24 protein-coding genes and 1 tRNA gene are annotated in these 17643 nt (G+C 59.6%); all 25 read right to left on the minus strand.

The features are described from left to right. Nucleotides 1–279: 279 nt before the first annotated feature. A tRNA-Sec gene (locus FVQ81_13075) sits at nucleotides 280–378 on the minus strand. A gap of 309 nt (nucleotides 379–687) precedes the next feature. Next, nucleotides 688–1620: a hypothetical protein gene (locus FVQ81_13080; GenBank protein ID MBW7997480.1), complete on the minus strand. Its 933-nt coding sequence runs from the start codon at nucleotides 1618–1620 to the stop codon at nucleotides 688–690. Continuing rightward, nucleotides 1617–1940 carry a hypothetical protein gene (locus FVQ81_13085; GenBank protein MBW7997481.1) on the minus strand — a complete coding sequence of 108 codons (324 nt, stop codon included), beginning with the start codon at nucleotides 1938–1940 and terminating at the stop codon, nucleotides 1617–1619. Before FVQ81_13085 ends, FVQ81_13080 begins: the two co-directional genes overlap by 4 nt. Then, nucleotides 1907–2545, minus strand: a complete 639-nt coding sequence (locus FVQ81_13090) for a hypothetical protein (protein MBW7997482.1) — start codon at nucleotides 2543–2545, stop codon at nucleotides 1907–1909. Before FVQ81_13090 ends, FVQ81_13085 begins: the two co-directional genes overlap by 34 nt. 4 nt (nucleotides 2546–2549) lie before the next feature. Next, a complete protein-coding gene (locus FVQ81_13095) occupies nucleotides 2550–3392 on the minus strand; it encodes a DNA adenine methylase (protein MBW7997483.1) in 843 nt (280 codons plus the stop codon). Further along, nucleotides 3385–4242 (minus strand): phosphoadenosine phosphosulfate reductase family protein, encoded by an 858-nt coding sequence (locus FVQ81_13100; protein MBW7997484.1) that lies wholly within the window; start codon nucleotides 4240–4242, stop codon nucleotides 3385–3387. Before FVQ81_13100 ends, FVQ81_13095 begins: the two co-directional genes overlap by 8 nt. Further along, complete coding sequence (locus FVQ81_13105) at nucleotides 4242–5138, minus strand: DUF5131 family protein (protein ID MBW7997485.1); 897 nt, start codon at nucleotides 5136–5138, stop codon at nucleotides 4242–4244. The genes FVQ81_13100 and FVQ81_13105 overlap by 1 nt, the downstream gene beginning before the upstream one ends. Before the next feature lie 327 nt (nucleotides 5139–5465). After that, the gene (locus FVQ81_13110; protein ID MBW7997486.1) at nucleotides 5466–5810 is read right to left on the minus strand and encodes a hypothetical protein; all 345 of its coding nucleotides are present in this window, start codon (nucleotides 5808–5810) and stop codon (nucleotides 5466–5468) included. Beyond that, nucleotides 5807–6184, minus strand: a complete 378-nt coding sequence (locus FVQ81_13115; protein MBW7997487.1) for a hypothetical protein — start codon at nucleotides 6182–6184, stop codon at nucleotides 5807–5809. The genes FVQ81_13110 and FVQ81_13115 overlap by 4 nt, the downstream gene beginning before the upstream one ends. A 9-nt stretch (nucleotides 6185–6193) precedes the next feature. Beyond that, a complete protein-coding gene (locus tag FVQ81_13120) occupies nucleotides 6194–6421 on the minus strand; it encodes a hypothetical protein (protein MBW7997488.1) in 228 nt (75 codons plus the stop codon). Then, a complete protein-coding gene (locus FVQ81_13125; GenBank protein ID MBW7997489.1) occupies nucleotides 6402–6740 on the minus strand; it encodes a hypothetical protein in 339 nt (112 codons plus the stop codon). Before FVQ81_13125 ends, FVQ81_13120 begins: the two co-directional genes overlap by 20 nt. Next, the gene (locus FVQ81_13130; protein ID MBW7997490.1) at nucleotides 6737–7003 is read right to left on the minus strand and encodes a hypothetical protein; all 267 of its coding nucleotides are present in this window, start codon (nucleotides 7001–7003) and stop codon (nucleotides 6737–6739) included. The genes FVQ81_13125 and FVQ81_13130 overlap by 4 nt, the downstream gene beginning before the upstream one ends. Before the next feature lie 28 nt (nucleotides 7004–7031). Continuing rightward, entirely contained in the window at nucleotides 7032–8150 is a 1119-nt protein-coding gene (locus tag FVQ81_13135; protein ID MBW7997491.1) for a DUF2786 domain-containing protein, read from the minus strand. Nucleotides 8151–8253: 103 nt separating this feature from the next. Beyond that, on the minus strand, nucleotides 8254–8472 hold the full coding sequence (locus tag FVQ81_13140; protein MBW7997492.1) for a hypothetical protein: 219 nt from the start codon (nucleotides 8470–8472) through the stop codon (nucleotides 8254–8256). Between the two features lie 162 nt (nucleotides 8473–8634). Beyond that, nucleotides 8635–8937 (minus strand): helix-turn-helix domain-containing protein, encoded by a 303-nt coding sequence (locus tag FVQ81_13145; GenBank protein MBW7997493.1) that lies wholly within the window; start codon nucleotides 8935–8937, stop codon nucleotides 8635–8637. Nucleotides 8938–9007: 70 nt separating this feature from the next. Continuing rightward, nucleotides 9008–9490, minus strand: a complete 483-nt coding sequence (locus FVQ81_13150) for a hypothetical protein (protein ID MBW7997494.1) — start codon at nucleotides 9488–9490, stop codon at nucleotides 9008–9010. Then, on the minus strand, nucleotides 9487–9894 hold the full coding sequence (locus FVQ81_13155; protein MBW7997495.1) for a hypothetical protein: 408 nt from the start codon (nucleotides 9892–9894) through the stop codon (nucleotides 9487–9489). Before FVQ81_13155 ends, FVQ81_13150 begins: the two co-directional genes overlap by 4 nt. Before the next feature lie 2 nt (nucleotides 9895–9896). Further along, nucleotides 9897–11009, minus strand: coding sequence for an AAA family ATPase (locus FVQ81_13160; GenBank protein ID MBW7997496.1), 1113 nt, complete (start codon nucleotides 11007–11009; stop codon nucleotides 9897–9899). A gap of 179 nt (nucleotides 11010–11188) precedes the next feature. Next, nucleotides 11189–12115, minus strand: coding sequence for an AAA family ATPase (locus tag FVQ81_13165; GenBank protein ID MBW7997497.1), 927 nt, complete (start codon nucleotides 12113–12115; stop codon nucleotides 11189–11191). Nucleotides 12116–12350: 235 nt separating this feature from the next. Next, a complete protein-coding gene (locus FVQ81_13170) occupies nucleotides 12351–13982 on the minus strand; it encodes a transposase family protein (protein ID MBW7997498.1) in 1632 nt (543 codons plus the stop codon). Further along, nucleotides 13979–15280 carry a hypothetical protein gene (locus FVQ81_13175; protein MBW7997499.1) on the minus strand — a complete coding sequence of 434 codons (1302 nt, stop codon included), beginning with the start codon at nucleotides 15278–15280 and terminating at the stop codon, nucleotides 13979–13981. The genes FVQ81_13170 and FVQ81_13175 overlap by 4 nt, the downstream gene beginning before the upstream one ends. Continuing rightward, nucleotides 15280–15495: a hypothetical protein gene (locus FVQ81_13180; GenBank protein ID MBW7997500.1), complete on the minus strand. Its 216-nt coding sequence runs from the start codon at nucleotides 15493–15495 to the stop codon at nucleotides 15280–15282. The genes FVQ81_13175 and FVQ81_13180 overlap by 1 nt, the downstream gene beginning before the upstream one ends. A 2-nt stretch (nucleotides 15496–15497) precedes the next feature. Continuing rightward, nucleotides 15498–16178, minus strand: a complete 681-nt coding sequence (locus FVQ81_13185) for a hypothetical protein (GenBank protein MBW7997501.1) — start codon at nucleotides 16176–16178, stop codon at nucleotides 15498–15500. Beyond that, nucleotides 16175–17332, minus strand: coding sequence for a hypothetical protein (locus FVQ81_13190; GenBank protein ID MBW7997502.1), 1158 nt, complete (start codon nucleotides 17330–17332; stop codon nucleotides 16175–16177). Before FVQ81_13190 ends, FVQ81_13185 begins: the two co-directional genes overlap by 4 nt. Before the next feature lie 96 nt (nucleotides 17333–17428). Next, entirely contained in the window at nucleotides 17429–17629 is a 201-nt protein-coding gene (locus tag FVQ81_13195; protein MBW7997503.1) for a hypothetical protein, read from the minus strand. Nucleotides 17630–17643: the final 14 nt, after the last annotated feature.

Raw genomic sequence — 17643 nt, forward strand, 5'->3', positions numbered from 1 at the left:
CATCGAAAGGGCGAGGCAGAGCAAGTCCCAATGTTGCCCCCATCCTCCCACGCTGCCGGGAGGCTCCATCCATGCGGAAAGATAAAGCGCCCCCAGAAACACGGGCACGGGGACATAGCTGCGATATTTGAACAACCAGTTCCCCTGCGCGGTTATCGTTTCCCGTAGGGCCATTCGGAAACATCCTATACGTGATGGGAGATTCGGACCGGGAGAAATACCGTGCCGCCGATCGGACAAGGGAACTGGCCGGGGCGTCACGGCTTTGGTGCGGGGGGTTGGCGGAGACGTGTGGGAATCGAACCCACCCAAGACAGTGTTAGTGCCTCGCGCACGGGTTTGAAGCCCGGGGAGCCCACCAGTGACTCATCCATCTCCTTGTATGAATTGCCTTTCGCCGAGGAACCGCCTTCAAGCTTGGCATTCGCCGGCATTGGCGCTCCTGAAGACCTCATTCAGCATAACAAGGCCCCACGGATTTGCAAAATTATCGCTATTTCGTCCGTAACCGGGCCTCACCGGGAGTTTCGAGAATTTCCGAAAAACCCGCATCGATGAGAACCCTTGTTATGGAGGAGGAATTCCTGGCCGGTTTCGAGAACTTCCGAGAGGACCGCGTAAAACGTCCGTTTTTGGTATCCGAGATGGGGCCTTTGGTACCCGAAGGTACCTGCCCTTGGGAAAGTGCTAGGGGGATTTAATGAAGATGCTGATGGCGACGCGCACCTTGACACCGAGTACTTCACCGAGCGTCTTGCCACCCTTGGCCGGGGAACCGGAATCGGCGATCACATATATCTTATCGAAGGTTTCGAGCAGGCTTTGCCGCGCCCCGGCGAGAGAAAAATTATTGAGCAGCCCGGCTGGTGTGATGAAGGCGAGTATACCCAAGCCCCGCCTTTCGATGCGCCAATGGGCGTAGCGCAGGAATCGCACGTAGTCGTCACTAAGGCCGCGCAGGTTCTTCTCCCCCGATGGATTCCCATCGATGTGATAGTAATTCTCGAATTCTTCTCCTGTGACGACATCCTTGCCGCGCAGGAGGGCCTTGATCCATGGGCCTTGGTTGCTAGGAAGCCCCGACCATGGGGGATTTCCGATGATTACCAATGGAAGTTTGGGGGCGCTCCTTTTCTTCCGGCTCCGGAGCCACCTGTTCCAGGCATCCGGTTCCGAACAGTCCAGAGGCTCGGAGATCGTATCCGCCTGGATGATGGGGAGAAAAGCATCCAGGGGGAGAGGACAGTGAAGCTCCTCAAAGAGAGCACGGAGTTTGCGGCGGGCGGCGTCGCATGCGCCAGGCAGAAGCTCAATGCCCGTGAGGCGGGGGAGAAGATGCCTGGGAACATATTCGCGCCAAACCTCGTGATCAAATACAAACTCCTGGTAGATGCGCCGGATGATAGTGGTGAGAAAATTGCCACTGCCTGCGGCCGGTTCGAGGATTTCCACCCCAAGGTTCGCAAACCCTCCGGGAATATCAAAATCGCGGCGCAGAAAATGATCCACCTGATGCACGACATGATAGGCCAGCGATTCGGGAGTGAAATAGACCCCCCGCTTGCGGCGCAATTCCGGGTCTTCCCGGGCCAACACTTGATCGTAATCGGGGGTAGTCATCGTTCGATCCGTTTCAGGGATTTGGTGACTGCTTTGCGGTTGGCCGAGGTATCGCTTTTCAGGAAATCCCTCACAGCATCCGCCACCCCTTCGAGGCTATTGAACCGGTCCCGGAGCGCCTGACCCGAGTTTTTTGAGAGGGCGCTATCGATCCTGGCCGCGAGCGATTCTAGCTGGGCCTCCCACGGGCCGATCTGACCCGCAACCTCGACAAGCCGCGCATCGCGAAACACCGACCGCGCATCTTTCAGAACCGATTCCATAAGCGCGACCCGCTCGGGATCGGTTACCACTTTTCCAGAATGTCCACGAGCCACCATTTATCCACCTTTCCAAAATCAATGCAGTCGAGCCTGGTTTTGATGAAGCGCCGGACTTGGCGGCGTGTGATCCACCAACCGTCGCGATTTGAATCCCCCTGCCACCCTCTTCTGCTGGCCTTCAACCAACCTTTCTCGATCCAGTGGATGACGGTATTGCGATCCACACCAAAGCCGAGGGAAACTACATTCGCGGCAAAGCCATGATCCAGATTGGGCGCGGTGAGGCGCATCCGTTTGCGTTTGAGGACAATCCCGATTTCCGAGCGATGGAATCCTTTCGCTTTGAGTCTCTTTTGAATGACACTGGGATGGAGATGGCCATTGCGCTCCAATATTCGGAGTTCCCCGTCGTTCCAGGGCGGCTCTTTCTTGCGTGGAATGACTACGCCCAATAGACCGGCCCGCCTGTTCACGTTCCACGTATTCCAGCCGATCCTCTTGGCAAGGGAAGCGATATCTCCCTTTTTGCGCGGCCCCTGATAGAGGCGGCGGATTTGCCCGTCAATTTCAGGCGTCGGCTGGAAGCGGACCGGTTTTTTCCCAGCGAATACAGGTTCCGAATCCAACCGGTATTCGCGCAGGATTAGCGATTGGCTATCCATTTCCTCATTTTCCCTCCATGGGAATTCCATCGAATAACGGGCCGTCCCCCATGGCCTTGTCGGCCTTGGGTGAAATCCACAAGCATTCGATGGTGGGTTTGGTCTGGTCTCCCAGGGCCGGGCGCGATTCCTTGCGCCAGCCTCGGAAGAGCCGGTCGTAGAGCGGGGAGTCGTACCCGCTGACCACGGCCATGCCCTTGATGCCCCGGAGCGCGTCGGCCAGGGCGACGTGGGCCGTATCGTCCATCTCCTCGCGGTAGAGCCTGCGATTGCGGCCACGGGTGGAATGGACATAGGGCGGATCGAGGTAGAAGAGAACGCCGGGGGCGTCCCAGACCTCGACGATCTTGAGGGCGTCGCGGTTCTCAAGCTGGACGTGCGCCAGGCGGTTGACGACCCATTCCAGATTATCGACCTCCTTGAACTGGCGCGGCTTGTTGACCCGCCAGCCCGACCAGCTCCGCTGAAAGCGCCAGCCCGAGCGCTCGGCGGAATTGCCCCGGCCCTGCCAGCAACGGATATAGAAGCGCCTGGCGCTTTCCAGGGGATCGGCGGACGGCTGGTAGGCTTGCAGTTGTTCCGAGCGCGACCAGGGAGTAAGCTCGATGGCCTGGAGAAATTCATCCCTGCGTTCCCGCAACACACGCCAGAAATTCACGACCTGGGAATCCAGATCGTTGAGCACCTCGAAGTCGGCGGGCGGCTTGCGCAACAGCACCGAGGCCCCGCCGCAGTGGGTCTCGACATAGCATTCATGGGGCGGTAAGTGGGCGATGATCCAGGGGGCGATCATCCACTTGCCGCCGCGATAGCGGAGGGCCGGGCGGGTAAGGGTAGCATCAATCATGGCAAAGGCAGGGCATAACTTCTTCCATTTCGGGGAAATCAAACAAGTCCTGATCCTCGACGGCTTTCAACATGCGGGAGTAGATAGGCCGGTCGATGCGGAAAATGGCAGCATCCTCGCTTTTTGGCTTGTCGATGAGGGATTCCATCTCGATCCACCATGAGGCCAGATCGGGGCGCTCCCGGATCAATTCCTGAATCACGTAGGCGGACTTCATAAAGCAAAGATCGCAGTTACCCGCTGGGGTGGTGCCATTGAAGGAAGGTAGCCGCAGGTTGAAGTCCTGTGATCCCCAGAAAGCAACCACGTCCTTCTTCCTTACTCCGGCATCGGCCATCGGCATGACCGTCTCGAACCGTTCCTTCCCGGAAGCATTGCGGGCTTTCTGACTTGCAACGCGGAACGGTTCATCGGCCCGCAGTCCGATTGCGTTTACCCACTCCTCATAACCGCAGGTGTCCCGCATCCAGGAGATCATCCGTTTGACCTTCAATTCGGATGTGCAATGGCGCGTGACTGGGTTGGGGAGGAAGTTCTTGTTCCGGATCAACTGCTCGAAGGGGGTCCCGTCACGTTTCGCCGTGGTGAATCCAACCTGTTTGGTCTTATGCGGAACCTCCGGGTCATATTCAAGCCAGACAATCTTGACGGCCCACCACTCGGCCAATTCAGCAACATATTCCAGGGTCTGCGGCATTTCCTTTCCCGTGTTGCAAAACACTACATGGACATCATCAGGCAGCTTCCCATCGTAGGCATCGAGGACATGCCGGAGCATGTACCCGGATGATTTTCCCCCGGAAAAGCTGACCAAGGCGGGTGTTTCGATTCTGTAGGGATTGGCCGCCATCACGCCACCTCCGGGAATTCGCGCACCCGCAGATCGGCGGGCCATTCGGCGGGGTCTTCGCCCTTGCGATCCCTGGCCTTGTTCTCCCGCGCCCAGACGGTGCCCAGTTGTTTGACAAAGGGGGCGATCCCGGCAAAGCGGCACTGGTCGATCCCGTCACGGATCCATTGCAAATCGCCGGGTCGGGCCTTGGGGCCGGACTCGAAACCGAAGATGATCCAGTCGAGGAGGTGCCAATCCATCTGTTTCGCGCCTGCACGGGCAAGGGCAGCCAATGCCTGACGGTCTTCCTTTCTAGGTTGGTATCCCTTTGCCCAGTGAGGACGGCATTCCGGCACGAGCCAGGGCATCCAATCCACCGGCCCGAGGCCCGGCTCGTAGGAGACGCCATGGACGGCGGCGGGCACCTTGAGGAGCTGGGGGATGAACAGGTCGGCGCTGGGCTGGTCATGCACGGAAACGAGGAACCACACATTGGGCCAACCCGCGCCCCAATCGGGGGGGAGGCATGCCGCGATGCGCTCCGGGCGTTTGGTGGGGATGATCCAGATCAGGTTGACGGTGTTGCGGATCACCTCCCAGGCGTCCGGACGCCAGGGATCGGCATCCTCGATGAAGAAGTCCGACCAGGAACAGGCGAAGACCTTCTCCCTGGTGCGGGGCGCGGACAAGCCTGCCCGCTGCCCCATGACACCGCGCTCCCCGGCCCGCCGGTCCCAGTCGAATGCCTTTGACCAGGTGGCATGGCCGGTCTTGTGAACATCGTGGGGATCGCGGCCATAGCGCCGCATGTCGCGATACATGTAGCAGTTCTTGCAGGCATCGTTGACCTTGCGGCAACCGACCCAGAAGTTGAGGGTGTGATCGCACCAGGGGATGGAGGTGTTCTCGGTCATGGTGTCCACCGGAGGATGGTCTGTTCACAGTAGACTCCGTCAAAGCAGGTCTTGATTGGGAAAGCACCAGTACAAATTGCAGTCATCAATTTGTACTGATCTTTATCACCCCTTCGACCAACCCAAAGATGCAATCTGTCTCCTGCTTTTGGTATTACCTTTGATGTAGACCATAGATAGGATGTGATCCTTCCCGAGAGTACGGCTTCAGCGGCATCTGGCCGAAATGACAATCTATGGGATTCAACTTTAAGCTCTGACCGCGCCTCATTTGCTAAATGGTCGCACCACATACAATGAAAGCCGCACTGGGGGATGGAGGTGTTTTCAGTCATTGCCCGTCTCCTTTCCACCGGAGAGGGAATCCTTCAACTGCTCCAGGGAATATCCCCAGTCGCATTTCCATTCCAGGACGTAGCCGAAACCAAGTTTCGCGGGTTGAAACTGCCCGCCCTCGACGGTCGAAATATGGTATCGATGGACCTTGATCGCTCCGATGGCGAAGGCCCCGAAAGCGTCGCGCAAGTTTTGCAAACGATCCTCTGCCCACCAGATCGCCGCCAGGGATGCTTCCCTGTCTCCCGAGGCCATGTATTCAGTCGATACCGATTTCTCGAAGACCGATCCGTCTTCCCTGTACAAGAGATGGATGCTGATCGAGTAGGTGTTCATCGGCCCACCTCATCGGTTTTCCAGCCGGGGAATGGCACCTCGATACAGATATCCCACCAACGGTAACGCCAGCCCCGGAAGCCCTTGATTCTCGCCAGCCAGTGGAAAGGCCGGATCGTCACGGCCACGGCTCCACCCTCCCGGCAGATCGCCCATCCCTGGCGTTTTTGAACCACACGGGTAACCGGAGCGTATCCCCGCAGACGGCCCCAGCAGACGATATAGAGGCGCTCCCCCGGGGCGATGTTGGGGCGGCGGCGGTGGCCGACGTAAAACGACGATTCATCGCCCGTGGGGGGATCGCCGGGACAATCGCCTTCATCGATCCACATCCGCCAGAGGCGCTTGGGTACGGTGACAACGAGATCGGGCATGTGTTCCTCTCAATCCGGGAATTTGCGGACTTCCCATTCCTCCATCACATCCGCGATGGCTAGGGCCTCATCCACTTTTTCCGCGTTGCAAACGTGCATTTCGGCAAGCTCCACCCATAGCCTCACGAGGGCCGGTGCGAACTTGTCCTGCCCACGCAATACAAAGATCGGTTCTCCAGGATTCACCTTCTCCAGGCATTTATCGTTGAATGTTCCGTCAGGGTTTTTGAAACCCATGGTCATAGCCTCCATACAAATTAGGTTTGAAGCCGTCCTCCTGCCCCTCCTCGCGGAGATCGTGGAAGGATTCACCCTCCCAATGAATTTTCCACCACGACTTGCCGCGATAGCGGATGGTGAACTTGCGGCCCTTGTATTCGCCCGGCTGGTCGATATGGGAGATCAGGGCCGAGGCGATGGGGCGGCGGGCAGCGTAGAAGGTGATGGTGTCCCCGGCCTTGGCGTCCGGCATGCGCTTGAAGCCCCAGTACATTTTGCCGAGCGGGGCTTTCTCCCAAAAACGATCAAGCTCGCGGGGGGAAACGTGGATATTCATTTCCCGTCCTGGATCAGGCTCATCAGCTTGGGATGACCTTCCTCATCGTGAAAGGCCCAGAGAAAGCCCAGGTGCATGTGCCTTCCCTTGTGATCGGCGGGGTTGCAAAGGGCTTCCTTGGCTTGCCGTTCCAACCAGGAATGCAATCCTTCGCCGCGTTTTGCAGTGTCCCGCCAGACACCCAGGCAGCGCAGGGAGGCGCGGTCAACGGCATGGGCGGAAACTTCCACGTGTTCGAGATGTGGGGTGGAGAGGGCCTTCATGGCGCACCTGATTGGTCTTCCGTGACGGTTATGGGGATGCTGGCAATGCCAATCCCGAATGCTGGGCGGGGCCTTCCACGCCCTTGTGAATGCGGAGCATCTTGCCTTGCCAGAATCCGGCGTTCAGAGCATGAGACGCCCGGTTGCCGACTTTGCGGTATTTGCGGGACGTTCGATCCGGATAATGCAGATCGAGAGCAGCTTCCAGCAGTGGATCGGTCGTTACGATCCAGCGGCCCATTTCACGTTCCAGAGCCTTCTTTTGTGCGAGAAACTGTACAATCAACCCGATGGTCAAACCCTTGTAAAATGGGGACTGTTTTGCCCGGCCCTTGCGCCGGGTTTTCCTGTATTCGCGCCACGGCCTGCGGTAGGAACGGAGCAGGAAATCAAAGACATAGTGGGCAACCATGGCATTCGATTTGGTTCCGATCAGGATCAACCGCCACTGCCCGTGGAGCCATTGTTCCGAGATGGGGCGGACATAGAAGTAGTCATTCAGGATCGTCCGCAACCACCTGATTTCCGGAGGCAGCCGCTTTCCGCTCCAAATCTCCTCAAGCACGTAATTTCCGATGTCCACATCCTTCCGGGAGAGATTGTGCTTGATGAGCAGTTCCCTGACCTTCGCGGCTGCAAGGCGGGCCTCGTGCTCGTTGGCGCTTCCGGCCAGGGCCAGCAGCTTTTCAATCTTCGCGATCAGTTCCTGGTTCATGTGGCCGACTTCCTTTCTTCGGTGGCGGCTTCCGCTTGCGCCAGTGTCCAGGTTTCCACCCGCCCGGCCTCCATTTCCACGGCCAGGGCGCATTCCCGACAGACCAGCGGCCTGACCTTCCCGCCCAATTGCCCGTAGGCATTCGCCTTCATCTTCACCGGCATATCCCGGTACTTTCGGCACATGTCCACCTTCATGGTGGGCGCGTTCCAGGGAACGCAGTGGAAATAGGCGTTGTCTGGAATGGGCTTCATGGTTGGGTCTCCAATCCCGGCAATACCGCTTGCCGCTCATCGCGTTTGGCTTCTGCCCGGTGTTTCGGGCACCAATCCTTGTCCGGGCCTGCCGAATAGCGGTGGGTATCGCAAAGCGGCTTATCGCAGGTTCCGCCTCCGGGCTTGGCCCAGTCGCATAGGTATGACCCCAGTTCATGGCAGTCCCCAATATGGCATTCAACCTTCCCTGTACGGGTGCCTCGGTGGCACATGATTCCGCCCCCACCTCCCTTGAAAACAAAAGGTTCGCAGGTCATCGCTCAACCTTTACCCGGATAGATGGTCAGGCTCGGGGGGCGCAGCCCTTCATCGCAAAGGCCCGGCAGGGATGCATGGCGTTTCATCACCTGCCGGTATGCTTCGACCAAGTCGAACAGGGTTGTTTCTGCGATGGGGCGGGCGCGGATCGGCTCCTTCGCCACGACGTGACGCCCGCACTGATCACAGGGAAAGACGGGCCGGGAGTTTTTCCTCACCATCTTATCCCCCGCTTGATCCAATCCACGGCCTGACTCACCACGTAGCGGATGCGTTTCCGCCGCTGGGCATTCCGCCAAGCCTTGCGCAGGGCGTCCCCGCCCCAACCGATGATCCCGAAGGAGCGGATATCATCCAGTTCCATTTTCATCTCGTTCATGGCCTCATTCCTCGGTGAAAAGGGGAACCTGGTCGTAGGTGGCGCGGCCCGGTTCCACCTCGTTTCGCTTGCGCCGCCGTTCGGCCAGTTGCGATTGGAGTTCCGTGTCATTCCCATCGGCGGCTTTTTGCTCTGCCACGAGAAGTTCGACGGATTCCTTGTCCACATACCACTTGCCCCGGATGCGGAAGGCTTTCAGTTGATGATCCGCGATCAGTTTGCGCACCCATTGCTCGGTTCCGTTGATGTAGGCGGCAACTTCCGGGACGCTCATGGTCTCGCTGCCAAGTCCCTGTCTAAAATCCATTGGTTCCCGAGCGCCTTCCCTGGCGGTTCGATTATGGGGCTGCGGACAGGCTTGTCCGCTCCCCCGCCGATTATGGGGCTGCGGACAAGCCTGTCCGCAGCCCTTGCTTACGGTCGCGCATTTCGCGCAGGGCCTTGGCCACCCAGCCCGCCTCCCTGGCGGTGCGGATGATTCCCTCGCGCAGTTTGAACCGTTTGTTGAAGAAGGCTTGCGGATCGTTGATCCCGGCCTCGCGCAAAAGGTGGAACAGGTGCCAGACCTGTTTGTTGGACGGCAACGCGGCCACGTTGCCGCCGTGCAGGGTGGCCTTCTGGGGGGAGTAGACCGGGCACCAAGTCACCGCGATGGGGACCGGATTTTTCCGACCCAGCCGCTCGAACATCCCGTGCAGGATTTCCCATGCCTGCGCCTCGGTGAGGCTTTTGGTGGATCGGTCTCCGGTGAGGGCTGCGATCTGTCCCCGGATTTCTTCCGTGGCGTCCTCTCCGATTTCGCCGAACAGGATGTGGAACATCTGAATTTTGCGTTTGTCCAAGGGATCGCCGGGTCTCATTGGCTGCGCTCCTGCAATTTCCGAAGGCAGTTTTCCATGCCTATGAGATCGCTTTCGGGGAGATCGCCCCAATACAAATCCGCGAGGGCGTTCCATTTCCCGCGCATGGATGCGAGCGTCGATATCCCTTTCGGCGTGAGGGAGAGGCGGGTTTCCTTGAAGGACACTTGCTTGCGCTTGACCAGCCCGGCCTTGTAATGCCTGCCGAGCGCCCGCTTTGTGTTCGACAGGCTGGAGTGAATTTTCCTTGCCAGGCCATGGGTGCGGATACCCGGATTTTCGCCGACCGTTACCAACACCAATTGCTCGATGAAGATCATGCCTTCGGGGGCGACGGTTTCCGCATCCCTGCGCAGCAGGTCATAGGCATGGCGCAGGCCGAAAAAGAGGCGTCCGGGTTCCATCACTAGACCCCTTCCTGCACGGCTTCGGCGAGCACTCGCTTCACTTCGGCGACGGATTTCGACCCGGCCTTGCCGTCAAGAACGTCCTTGACGGTGGTCTTGCCGAGATTGCCCCGCTTGGCGATCTCGCCCTGGGACAAATCGAGCATGGCCATCAGTTGCGCGGGATCGTATGCGGAGAGCACATGCATTTCATCGATCCGCCTGTTTTCCCCCTCGGGAAAGCCTTCTTTGTAGGCATGAGCGAGCAGGTCCCAACAGATGTTGTTGACACCGAGCGGAGCTTTTGCCAGCCTGCCCACCGCGAGGGCCGCATGCTCGGTGAACAGGCCTGGCGTTCCGGCTTCTTCGCAGCGATGCAGGATGTAGTCTGCGACTTCCTGTTCCGTCATCTCGCCCAGGATGGCGATGTTCCCGGCCTCCAGGCGCTGCCAGACATCGGGGGCCACTTTCTTGTAGTGTTTGATGAGGCTGCGATGCCCGGTGAGTACGATGGCGAACAGGCTGCCGTGGTGGGCAAAGCGAATCGTCTCGTACAGGTCCTTGAGGGACTTGAGGAAAGGGCCTGTCAACCGGTGGGCCTCATCGATGACCAGGCAGACTCGTATTCCGTCTTCGACAGCCTGCTTCAAATAGAACTTCAGCAGCCACACCCGGCGTTGCACCGAGCCGGGAATTCTCTCCCCGTCCTCCAGGAAATCGTTAAGCAGGGATTCCACCACCGCGTTGATGCGCACGGACTCCTTCCTGGGATGATCGACACGGATGAATTTCACCTTCATCCCCTCGGTGGCCTTCAGGGCGGCGATAGAGTGGGCAACGGCCTCGGATTTCCCGGCACCCACATCCCCGGCGATGGCGACCACCTCGTAGCTTTCCACCGCGTAAGCGATCTGTTTGAGCGCGGTCTTATACTCCGAAGACAGGTAATAGCCGCTCCCGTTCACCTGCCCGAAAGGGAAGGAATGCATATTAAAAAACTGCATGATGTCGGGCCGTGTTGGCGTCATGGTGTTACCTTTCCAAATTGCGGGCGATGATTGCGGATAGGTTTCGGATGTGCTGGCCGATATCGTTCGCAACCGCCCGGGTTTCCTCATCGAGATGAGGTTCATAAAGGATAAGGAGGCGGTTCAACTCGGCCTGGATATCTTCGAGTGCCCGGCGTTTCTCCTGCCGGAGCGTCCGTTCCTTTTCCGTTTCGCTCCCCACAAATTCCCGCAGTTGAGCGAGCAGGGTGGTGAACTGGTCAATGGGGTTGCGGACAAGCCTGTCCGCATCCCGCGCACGGACATCACCCTGCCTTGGATTGTTCTTCTCGTTCTTTTCCATGATCAGCTTCCGTGCCTCCCTGAAGAATGGTTTCCAATGCCGATCCATCGGCCTTGGGTTCGATGATGCGATCCGCCACCGGCAGCGCGGCGCGGACATGGTCTTCGGTGATCTGTTTTGCCTCATCCAGGAAGGCCGCTTTCAACACGCTCCACATGAGGACGTTCAAGGTGGTAGGCGTGGCCCTGCGGGCGATCATCTCCAGCACCTTCTTTTCCGGGATGAGGGCCGCGCCACCGGCAGCGGCCAGCCGGTGCTTGATGTACTCGGCGGCGTCCAGCGGATCGAGGGCGGAGAGATAATGGATGTTGAGGGCGTCCAAGCGGGCCAGCACATCCCGCGCCTGCCACGCCAGCAGCGCCGGAAGCTGACGATGGCCCACGAGGAGCACGGAAAAAAGGGTCTCCATGTGGGCAAACCGCGTGGACTCGTGGAGTTCTTTTTGGGCTTTGAACGTGCTGCCGGAGACCCGGTGCGCGTTATCGATGACAACGATCAGGGAACGATCCGAGCCGTGGATATCGATCAGCATGTCCTTCAACATCCTGCGCCTGGGGGCGCGGACGCGGGGAACGCGATCCGCGTTGAGGGCGTGCAGCATCGCCTCCTCGATATCCGAGACGGTCAGAGTTTCCTTGTCGGTATCGACGCGGGCCACGATGACCGTATCATCCAGCGCATCCAGCACCGAATCCTTGACGGTGGTCTTGCCGGTGCCATAAGCCCCGAACAGCCCCACGATCTCGTTGTGCTCGATGGCATAGCGCACGAGATTTTTCCCGGCCCGCAGATTCACCGATGGCCACAGATCGTTCGCTTCCCTGCGCTTCCCGAAGGGATCGCGTTTCAGGCCGAACCAGTCGAGCATGTCCGGTTTGTTCATGTTCATCGGCCCCTCTCCTGCTTCAGTTCCGCGATCACCTGCTGGGCCTTGATCTCCAGCGCCTTGAGCACGATCATCGCCGGACTTTGGAGATTGAGGGGCGCTCGGTGCTGAATGATTACATCGAGATTCACGTTCCCGCTGGCATTGTCTTCAAGTTGAATTTGAATGCGCATGTCACCCTCCATGGTGAATGAAGGCTCTGTTGCACGGGACGCGGACAGGCTTGTCCGCGTCCCCATTAAAGACGCAGAGCCTGTTTAAGCTCGTTACCGAGCTTCTCGGTGGCGCGGCGGTCAAGGCCGCACTCCCGCAATCGATTCTCCAATTGCCGCATGTTCTCCCCGTTGAATTCGAGCCTGGTGTGGAGCGGGACGCCCACGATTTCATCAATGCGCCGCCGCGCTTCCTTGAGGCTCTTGTAAGCCTGCAAACTCGTGAAGGGATCGGCTGTGGGCCGGGCCGGGCGCAGGCGGGGTTTGGGAGTGACCACCTTGGGCGTTGCTTCCCCGCGCTTTACCGGCTGCCCCGAGGCGGTAGGCTTCTGTCCCACTGCGCGGAGGTTGGCCTGGCCTTTCTCGCTGTAAATGCCGACCCCCTTGCGGGGGCGCTGGGCGGCTGCCTTGGCGACCTGCTTAGCGGGGGTTTCCTTTTCCCCCTTGTATTCACCGAGCGCGTTGGGAATAGGCTGGATGACGCCGTAGCTGTGGCCGTCGTGTTCGACCGCGAATTCCCCCTGGCGGTTATAGACCAGCGTCACTTCCCGCCCCTGGAGGCCCGGAGGCAGGCCGATGATCTCCAGGGGTTTGTTGTCGTGCCAGACCCACCCTTCGGCGGTGACCTTCTTGGGTTGGCGGAACACGGCCAGGAAGAGGGCGTCTTCGGGGCATTCGCGCATGCCCCGGAATCCGATGGAAAGGTCCCAGTCCTGGCGCTTGGTGTTGCTCCTGCGGATGGGATGACGCCTCTCGTTCTTCAGCCTGATAAAGGTCGATAGCTCCTCCTGGAGCGACGAGAGGCGCATCCGCGCACCCACCTTGTGGGTGATGAGATAGGATTGCTCGAAGGCTTCCTTGATGGGCCGGAAGGGGCGTTCGATGCGGCCATTGCGCTGGGAGTTGCCGGGCTGCCCCGTGATCAGTTCGATGCCGAAGAAATCCAGGAAGGCCGTCGTGCTGCCTTCCGAGCCGAAGGAGCCTTGATCGCAAATCAGATATTCCTCGGGCATGCCCTTGGGCATGCCGTTGCGCCAGGTGTCCACGCAAAAGCTCTGCACCATCTGCGAGGATTCCCCCGGAGCCACCACGTAACGGGCGTTCATCACGCGGGAATAATCGTCGATCAGCGATACGATCCAGGCCAACTCTCCATCATGCCAGCGCTTGTTGCGCTGTTCCGCCCGGCAGACCTGGACAATCCAATCGTCCCCGTCCCGGTCGATCACCCGGAAATGGCGGGAGCCGGAGGCATCCACGCGGTGGGCCTGGTTCGCATAGGCCGCTTCCATGCGCTGGCAATAGGCGGCGGCGGGATTGACGCCCAAACGCCGGGCAGCCTGGTTGAGGGAAGAGATGGGGTGCTCCCGGTGCAAGGCTCCTTCGGACAGGGCGATCTGCTGGGCCTGCTCGGTGGAAAGCTGGCCGTCGCCGGAAGACTTGTATTGCCAGACGACGTTGACCGCCTCCTCCAGTTGCGGATCGATGCGGGCCGGTTTGGGTTTGCCGCCATCCACGCGCAGCTTTTTCACGCGGCGATAGACGGCGTCATCGGTGAGGCCGTGCAGCCTGGCGAAGGCGGCGCGGCGGGCCTTGGCCTCCTTTTTGGGAAGGGCAAGAGTTTCGATGTGCAGTTGGTAGATTTGCTCTGGACTCATTCCCTAGAATCCTCCGTACTCCATGCGGTGATTTGGTCGGCGATTTCGCGATACTGGTTTTCCATACGGACTGCGGTGTCGAGCAGTAAATCCTGGCTAGGCTTGGGCAAATCCATTCCGAGGCTGATGAGGGGGGAGAGGGCGTCCAGGGCCTGATCGCCCAGCGCCACCGCCCGGTTGCAAAATTCGCGGGCGTTTTTCAGGGTGCCCTGCTCGCCCGCCATGCGGTGACGCTTATCCAACTCCGCGCCCAATTCCTCGATGCGCCGGTTGGCGTCGGATAGTTCCCCCTGGTTCCTGCGCATGTCGGAACGGAGTTCCCCGAAGCTGGCGCGGAGCGCGGAGATATTCCGGGGGGAGAGTTCCTCTCCCGCCTCCAACCGATCCATCAACGTTTCCCCGCGCCCTTCCAGGTCCCGCCGCTCGGCTTCCAGTTGCTCGATGCGCTTGAGCATGGCGTTTTTTTCGGTGTGCCATTCACCTCGGAAGAGTGTCACGGATTCATGGGATTCCAGCGCCTCTTGCCGGGCCTGGCCGACCGCGAAGTGCATGTCCGAGATGGCGTTCTTCCAGGCGTCCACGTCCTTACCGTTCTTGGGCAAATCCAGGACAACCTCTTCTCCGGCGGCATCGGTGTAGCGCAGTTGATGCCTGTCCTTCAGTTCCTCCAGGGTGGATTCCATCCCATTGGAATTGAGCACCTGGGCCAGCTTGAGCAACTGGCGTTGGGGCACTTGGGAAACGCGTTTCCCAATTTCATCGCCGAAAGTTTCAATTATCCGGATCAGGTTTTCCGCCCATTTGCGGGTGCGGGTCTCACCGAGAATCTTGAGTTGTCCCGCGTCGCAGAATTTACGGAAGGAGGGATAGCCGAAATAGAGGTAGCAGCGGCTTTCCTTGAAGTCGGCCACGGCGCGGCTGACCTCGTAGATGCCCTGGCGGACGGCGTGTTCGCCCTGAGCGAGGCGGTGGGAAACCTCATGCACCCGCTCGGCCAGTTCGGGTGTGATCGTAACCTTCTCGCCGGTATCCTCGTCCAGGATCACATCCCCCAGGATGGGCTTGGCTGGCCGAAGCTGTTGGGCCGCATCGGTGGAGCGCATAATCTGCGCGATGAGGCCGTTCTTTTGCGCCGCCTCATCCGTGGCCTTGGGGATTTTGCGGATGCCCAGCACTTTGCGGGCAATGGGCTTGATATCCGCCAGCGGCATTTCGCAGAAGGTCTTGGCGACTGCCGCCTTTTCCTCGGGCGTCCTGGCTTGCTGGAGGGCGGGAATGATGGCGGTGGTTTCGGTCATTAGGGGGCCTTCCGTAAAGAGCGCCTGTCATCGACTTCGATATAGTCCACGCGGGCGTCGCTGAAACTGAATGCGTCGAAGTGGGAAAAGTTGAGTTGAGCCAATCGCGCCTTTTCCAGGGCGATGCGCTTGGCCTCCTCCTCGTTTTCGGCCACAACCTTCACATGCGCCCAGGCGGAAAGAGGGAGGGACAATTCGACCTTGAACCTGGGCATGTTCATCTCCTTTCCGGCTCATCGGCGGAAAAGCCTGAATCCGGCTCCCATCCAGGGCGGGGCTTGCTGGGATCGACAGGGAGGATGGGAGCGGTAATGGAGCGATATTTGGCCCAGGCAGCCGAGGGGGAGAGGATTTTCCCGTGGGTAAGCAATTCCGCCAGGAGCATGACCCGGTATATCTGCCGGATCGCTTCCCACCCTTCCTTGAAGATGGCCCGGCAGGCGGGAGGTTTGATTACAGCCCCGTTGCCAAGAGCGAGCGCCGCTGCCTGGGCTTCCGTGAATTCCTTCATGTTGGCCGCAAGTTCCTCATTGGCCCGCGCCAGATCGAATTCTCCATCCAGCAAGGGCATGGGCACGGCGATGGAGTTGAGGTATTGGGCGAAGAGGGTCAGAAGTTGGGGATCGTCGCAAAATCTGGAAAGGACGATGGCCTTGGCGAGGGTGATGGGCACCTTGAGGCAGTAGTCCGAAAGCTGGCGGGTGGAGATGCCCAGGTGATCGGCCACTTCCGCTTGCAAGACCGATTTTTTTACCTCGTATCCCGTGCGCTGCAACTGTACGGACTGCCGAGCGGCATACCAGCCCTCCAGCATGGTGCGCGTCACCCGGCAAATGTCCTGATGAACCCGGAGCTCGAATTTGGAACCGAGCTTGTGCCTGCCGTCGCCGGAGGTCATGAGCCACCTCCCGGCAAGGGGATGCTTGCGGGGTTTTCGGTGGAAAGAAACCGCGCCACGAGTTGCTCCAACTTGGCAGCGCTGATCGTCGGCTGGCCCAAGGCCGTGTGCTCGAAGTGCTTGTTCAAAAGCCACAGGTCGCGCTTGTTGACCTGTTCCCGTTTGCACCACTCATTGATGGAAAGGCCGGACTCGATGATCTTTGATTTTACCGTGCGTATCAGGCGGCGGATGGTGACTTCATCCGCCAACGCGCCGAAGTCCTGAACCGGTTCAGGGCGGGCCGGTTCAGGTGGTTCAGACTGGGGGCCGGAGGTCTGAACCGGTTCAGGGGAAACCCGCGCCGGGCTTGGCTGAACCGGTGGTTCAGAGGGAGCGGCCAACCCATTGTGAACCGGTTCAGGCATGGCTTTCCGAACCGGTTCAGGCGATTGAACCGCCCCCTCCAATATCATCGCCCGAGCCAGCCTGCGGACGGCCAGGACGTTTCCCCATTGGAAGAAGAGCAGAGCCAACGCCTGCATCCCGTAGAAGAGCCAACGCTGCCAGGACAGCAATGGGAGCGCGGACAGGCTTGTCCGCGCTCCAGCAAGAGGCAGGCCGAATCCTGAACCGGCGCTACGGGTTGCGGACAAGCCTGTCCGCAACCCGATTGCAGGGGGGGTTGCGCTGAGTTCGCGGAGTTCGGCCCGCTTTGTTTCAATTTTAGCTTGGGTGGACTCGATGATCTCCAGCCACCCGGCCCGCGTCTTGCTGTTTTCCTCGTACCGTTTTTTCGAGGCTGACAGCCCGGCGATTTCCTTTTGCAGTTCGGCCTCGCTCTTGACGGCGGATTCGGCACTCGCCTCGGCCAACCGGCCCGCCTCGTGGATGGGACGGGCCAGTTCATACTGCGGGGCCAGCAGCAGCATCGCCGTGAGAAGCAAGGCCGGAACGATCCACCACCTTCCCCGAACCCAAAAGGTGAGGGCGAGCAACTCAAGCCCGAGGGAGAGGGGGATGCCGGTCCACCCGGCAGCGGCGATCCAGAAGGCGATGCCGTGGAACTGCACCAGGCCCAGGCCGATAAGGAGGATCAAGGCCCAGAAGGGATGCTCCCACGCGGCGGATGCCGCTCTGCTGAAAAATCCGCTGTGCTTTTTCGATGTTTTCACTTCCGAATCCCCCTGCATGATGAAGTGTTTTATTGAGTTGCCGTCCGTGATACGGGGTGCGGACAAGCCTGTCCGCGCCCCCATGATCGAAAGGGATCAGGCGGCGTGGGTCTGCTTATCCAGTGCGGCAAATTCCTTGCGCCAGCGTTCGGCCAGCAGTTGGGCCGCGAGGATGCGCCTCGTATCGGACGCGGCGGCGAGATAAAGCACCGCCCATTTGCGGTCGCCCAAGATGCGGGAGAGCCGGGCTTTTCCCAGATACCGCCCGTGGCGGTGGATGTGCTTGAGGATATTCATGGGTTCCCCTGCTG

It is taken from the genome of Candidatus Glassbacteria bacterium (genome assembly GCA_019456185.1).
In the GTDB taxonomy this organism is placed as follows: domain Bacteria; phylum Gemmatimonadota; class Glassbacteria; order GWA2-58-10; family GWA2-58-10; genus JAJRTS01.

Bases quoted from the DNA above. Each gene is read 5' to 3' on its own strand.
- FVQ81_13150 (MBW7997494.1), bottom strand. From the start codon at position 9,490: ATGAGACCCGGCGATCCCTTGGACAAACGCAAAATTCAGATGTTCCAC.
- FVQ81_13140 (MBW7997492.1), bottom strand. From the start codon at position 8,472: ATGGTGAGGAAAAACTCCCGGCCCGTCTTTCCCTGTGATCAGTGCGGG.
- FVQ81_13115 (MBW7997487.1), bottom strand. From the start codon at position 6,184: ATGCCCGATCTCGTTGTCACCGTACCCAAGCGCCTCTGGCGGATGTGG.
- FVQ81_13180 (MBW7997500.1), bottom strand. From the start codon at position 15,495: ATGCCCAGGTTCAAGGTCGAATTGTCCCTCCCTCTTTCCGCCTGGGCG.
- FVQ81_13105 (MBW7997485.1), bottom strand. From the start codon at position 5,138: ATGACCGAGAACACCTCCATCCCCTGGTGCGATCACACCCTCAACTTC.
- FVQ81_13090 (MBW7997482.1), bottom strand. From the start codon at position 2,545: ATGGATAGCCAATCGCTAATCCTGCGCGAATACCGGTTGGATTCGGAA.
- FVQ81_13160 (MBW7997496.1), bottom strand. From the start codon at position 11,009: ATGAACCTCATCTCGATGAGGAAACCCGGGCGGTTGCGAACGATATCG.
- FVQ81_13080 (MBW7997480.1), bottom strand. From the start codon at position 1,620: ATGACTACCCCCGATTACGATCAAGTGTTGGCCCGGGAAGACCCGGAA.
- FVQ81_13110 (MBW7997486.1), bottom strand. From the start codon at position 5,810: ATGAACACCTACTCGATCAGCATCCATCTCTTGTACAGGGAAGACGGA.
- FVQ81_13125 (MBW7997489.1), bottom strand. From the start codon at position 6,740: ATGAATATCCACGTTTCCCCCCGCGAGCTTGATCGTTTTTGGGAGAAA.
- FVQ81_13085 (MBW7997481.1), bottom strand. From the start codon at position 1,940: ATGGTGGCTCGTGGACATTCTGGAAAAGTGGTAACCGATCCCGAGCGG.
- FVQ81_13175 (MBW7997499.1), bottom strand. From the start codon at position 15,280: ATGACCGAAACCACCGCCATCATTCCCGCCCTCCAGCAAGCCAGGACG.
- FVQ81_13130 (MBW7997490.1), bottom strand. From the start codon at position 7,003: ATGAAGGCCCTCTCCACCCCACATCTCGAACACGTGGAAGTTTCCGCC.
- FVQ81_13095 (MBW7997483.1), bottom strand. From the start codon at position 3,392: ATGATTGATGCTACCCTTACCCGCCCGGCCCTCCGCTATCGCGGCGGC.
- FVQ81_13165 (MBW7997497.1), bottom strand. From the start codon at position 12,115: ATGAACATGAACAAACCGGACATGCTCGACTGGTTCGGCCTGAAACGC.
- FVQ81_13135 (MBW7997491.1), bottom strand. From the start codon at position 8,150: ATGAACTGGGGTCATACCTATGCGACTGGGCCAAGCCCGGAGGCGGAA.
- FVQ81_13145 (MBW7997493.1), bottom strand. From the start codon at position 8,937: ATGGATTTTAGACAGGGACTTGGCAGCGAGACCATGAGCGTCCCGGAA.
- FVQ81_13185 (MBW7997501.1), bottom strand. From the start codon at position 16,178: ATGACCTCCGGCGACGGCAGGCACAAGCTCGGTTCCAAATTCGAGCTC.
- FVQ81_13120 (MBW7997488.1), bottom strand. From the start codon at position 6,421: ATGGGTTTCAAAAACCCTGACGGAACATTCAACGATAAATGCCTGGAG.
- FVQ81_13195 (MBW7997503.1), bottom strand. From the start codon at position 17,629: ATGAATATCCTCAAGCACATCCACCGCCACGGGCGGTATCTGGGAAAA.
- FVQ81_13170 (MBW7997498.1), bottom strand. From the start codon at position 13,982: ATGAGTCCAGAGCAAATCTACCAACTGCACATCGAAACTCTTGCCCTT.
- FVQ81_13155 (MBW7997495.1), bottom strand. From the start codon at position 9,894: ATGGAACCCGGACGCCTCTTTTTCGGCCTGCGCCATGCCTATGACCTG.
- FVQ81_13100 (MBW7997484.1), bottom strand. From the start codon at position 4,242: ATGGCGGCCAATCCCTACAGAATCGAAACACCCGCCTTGGTCAGCTTT.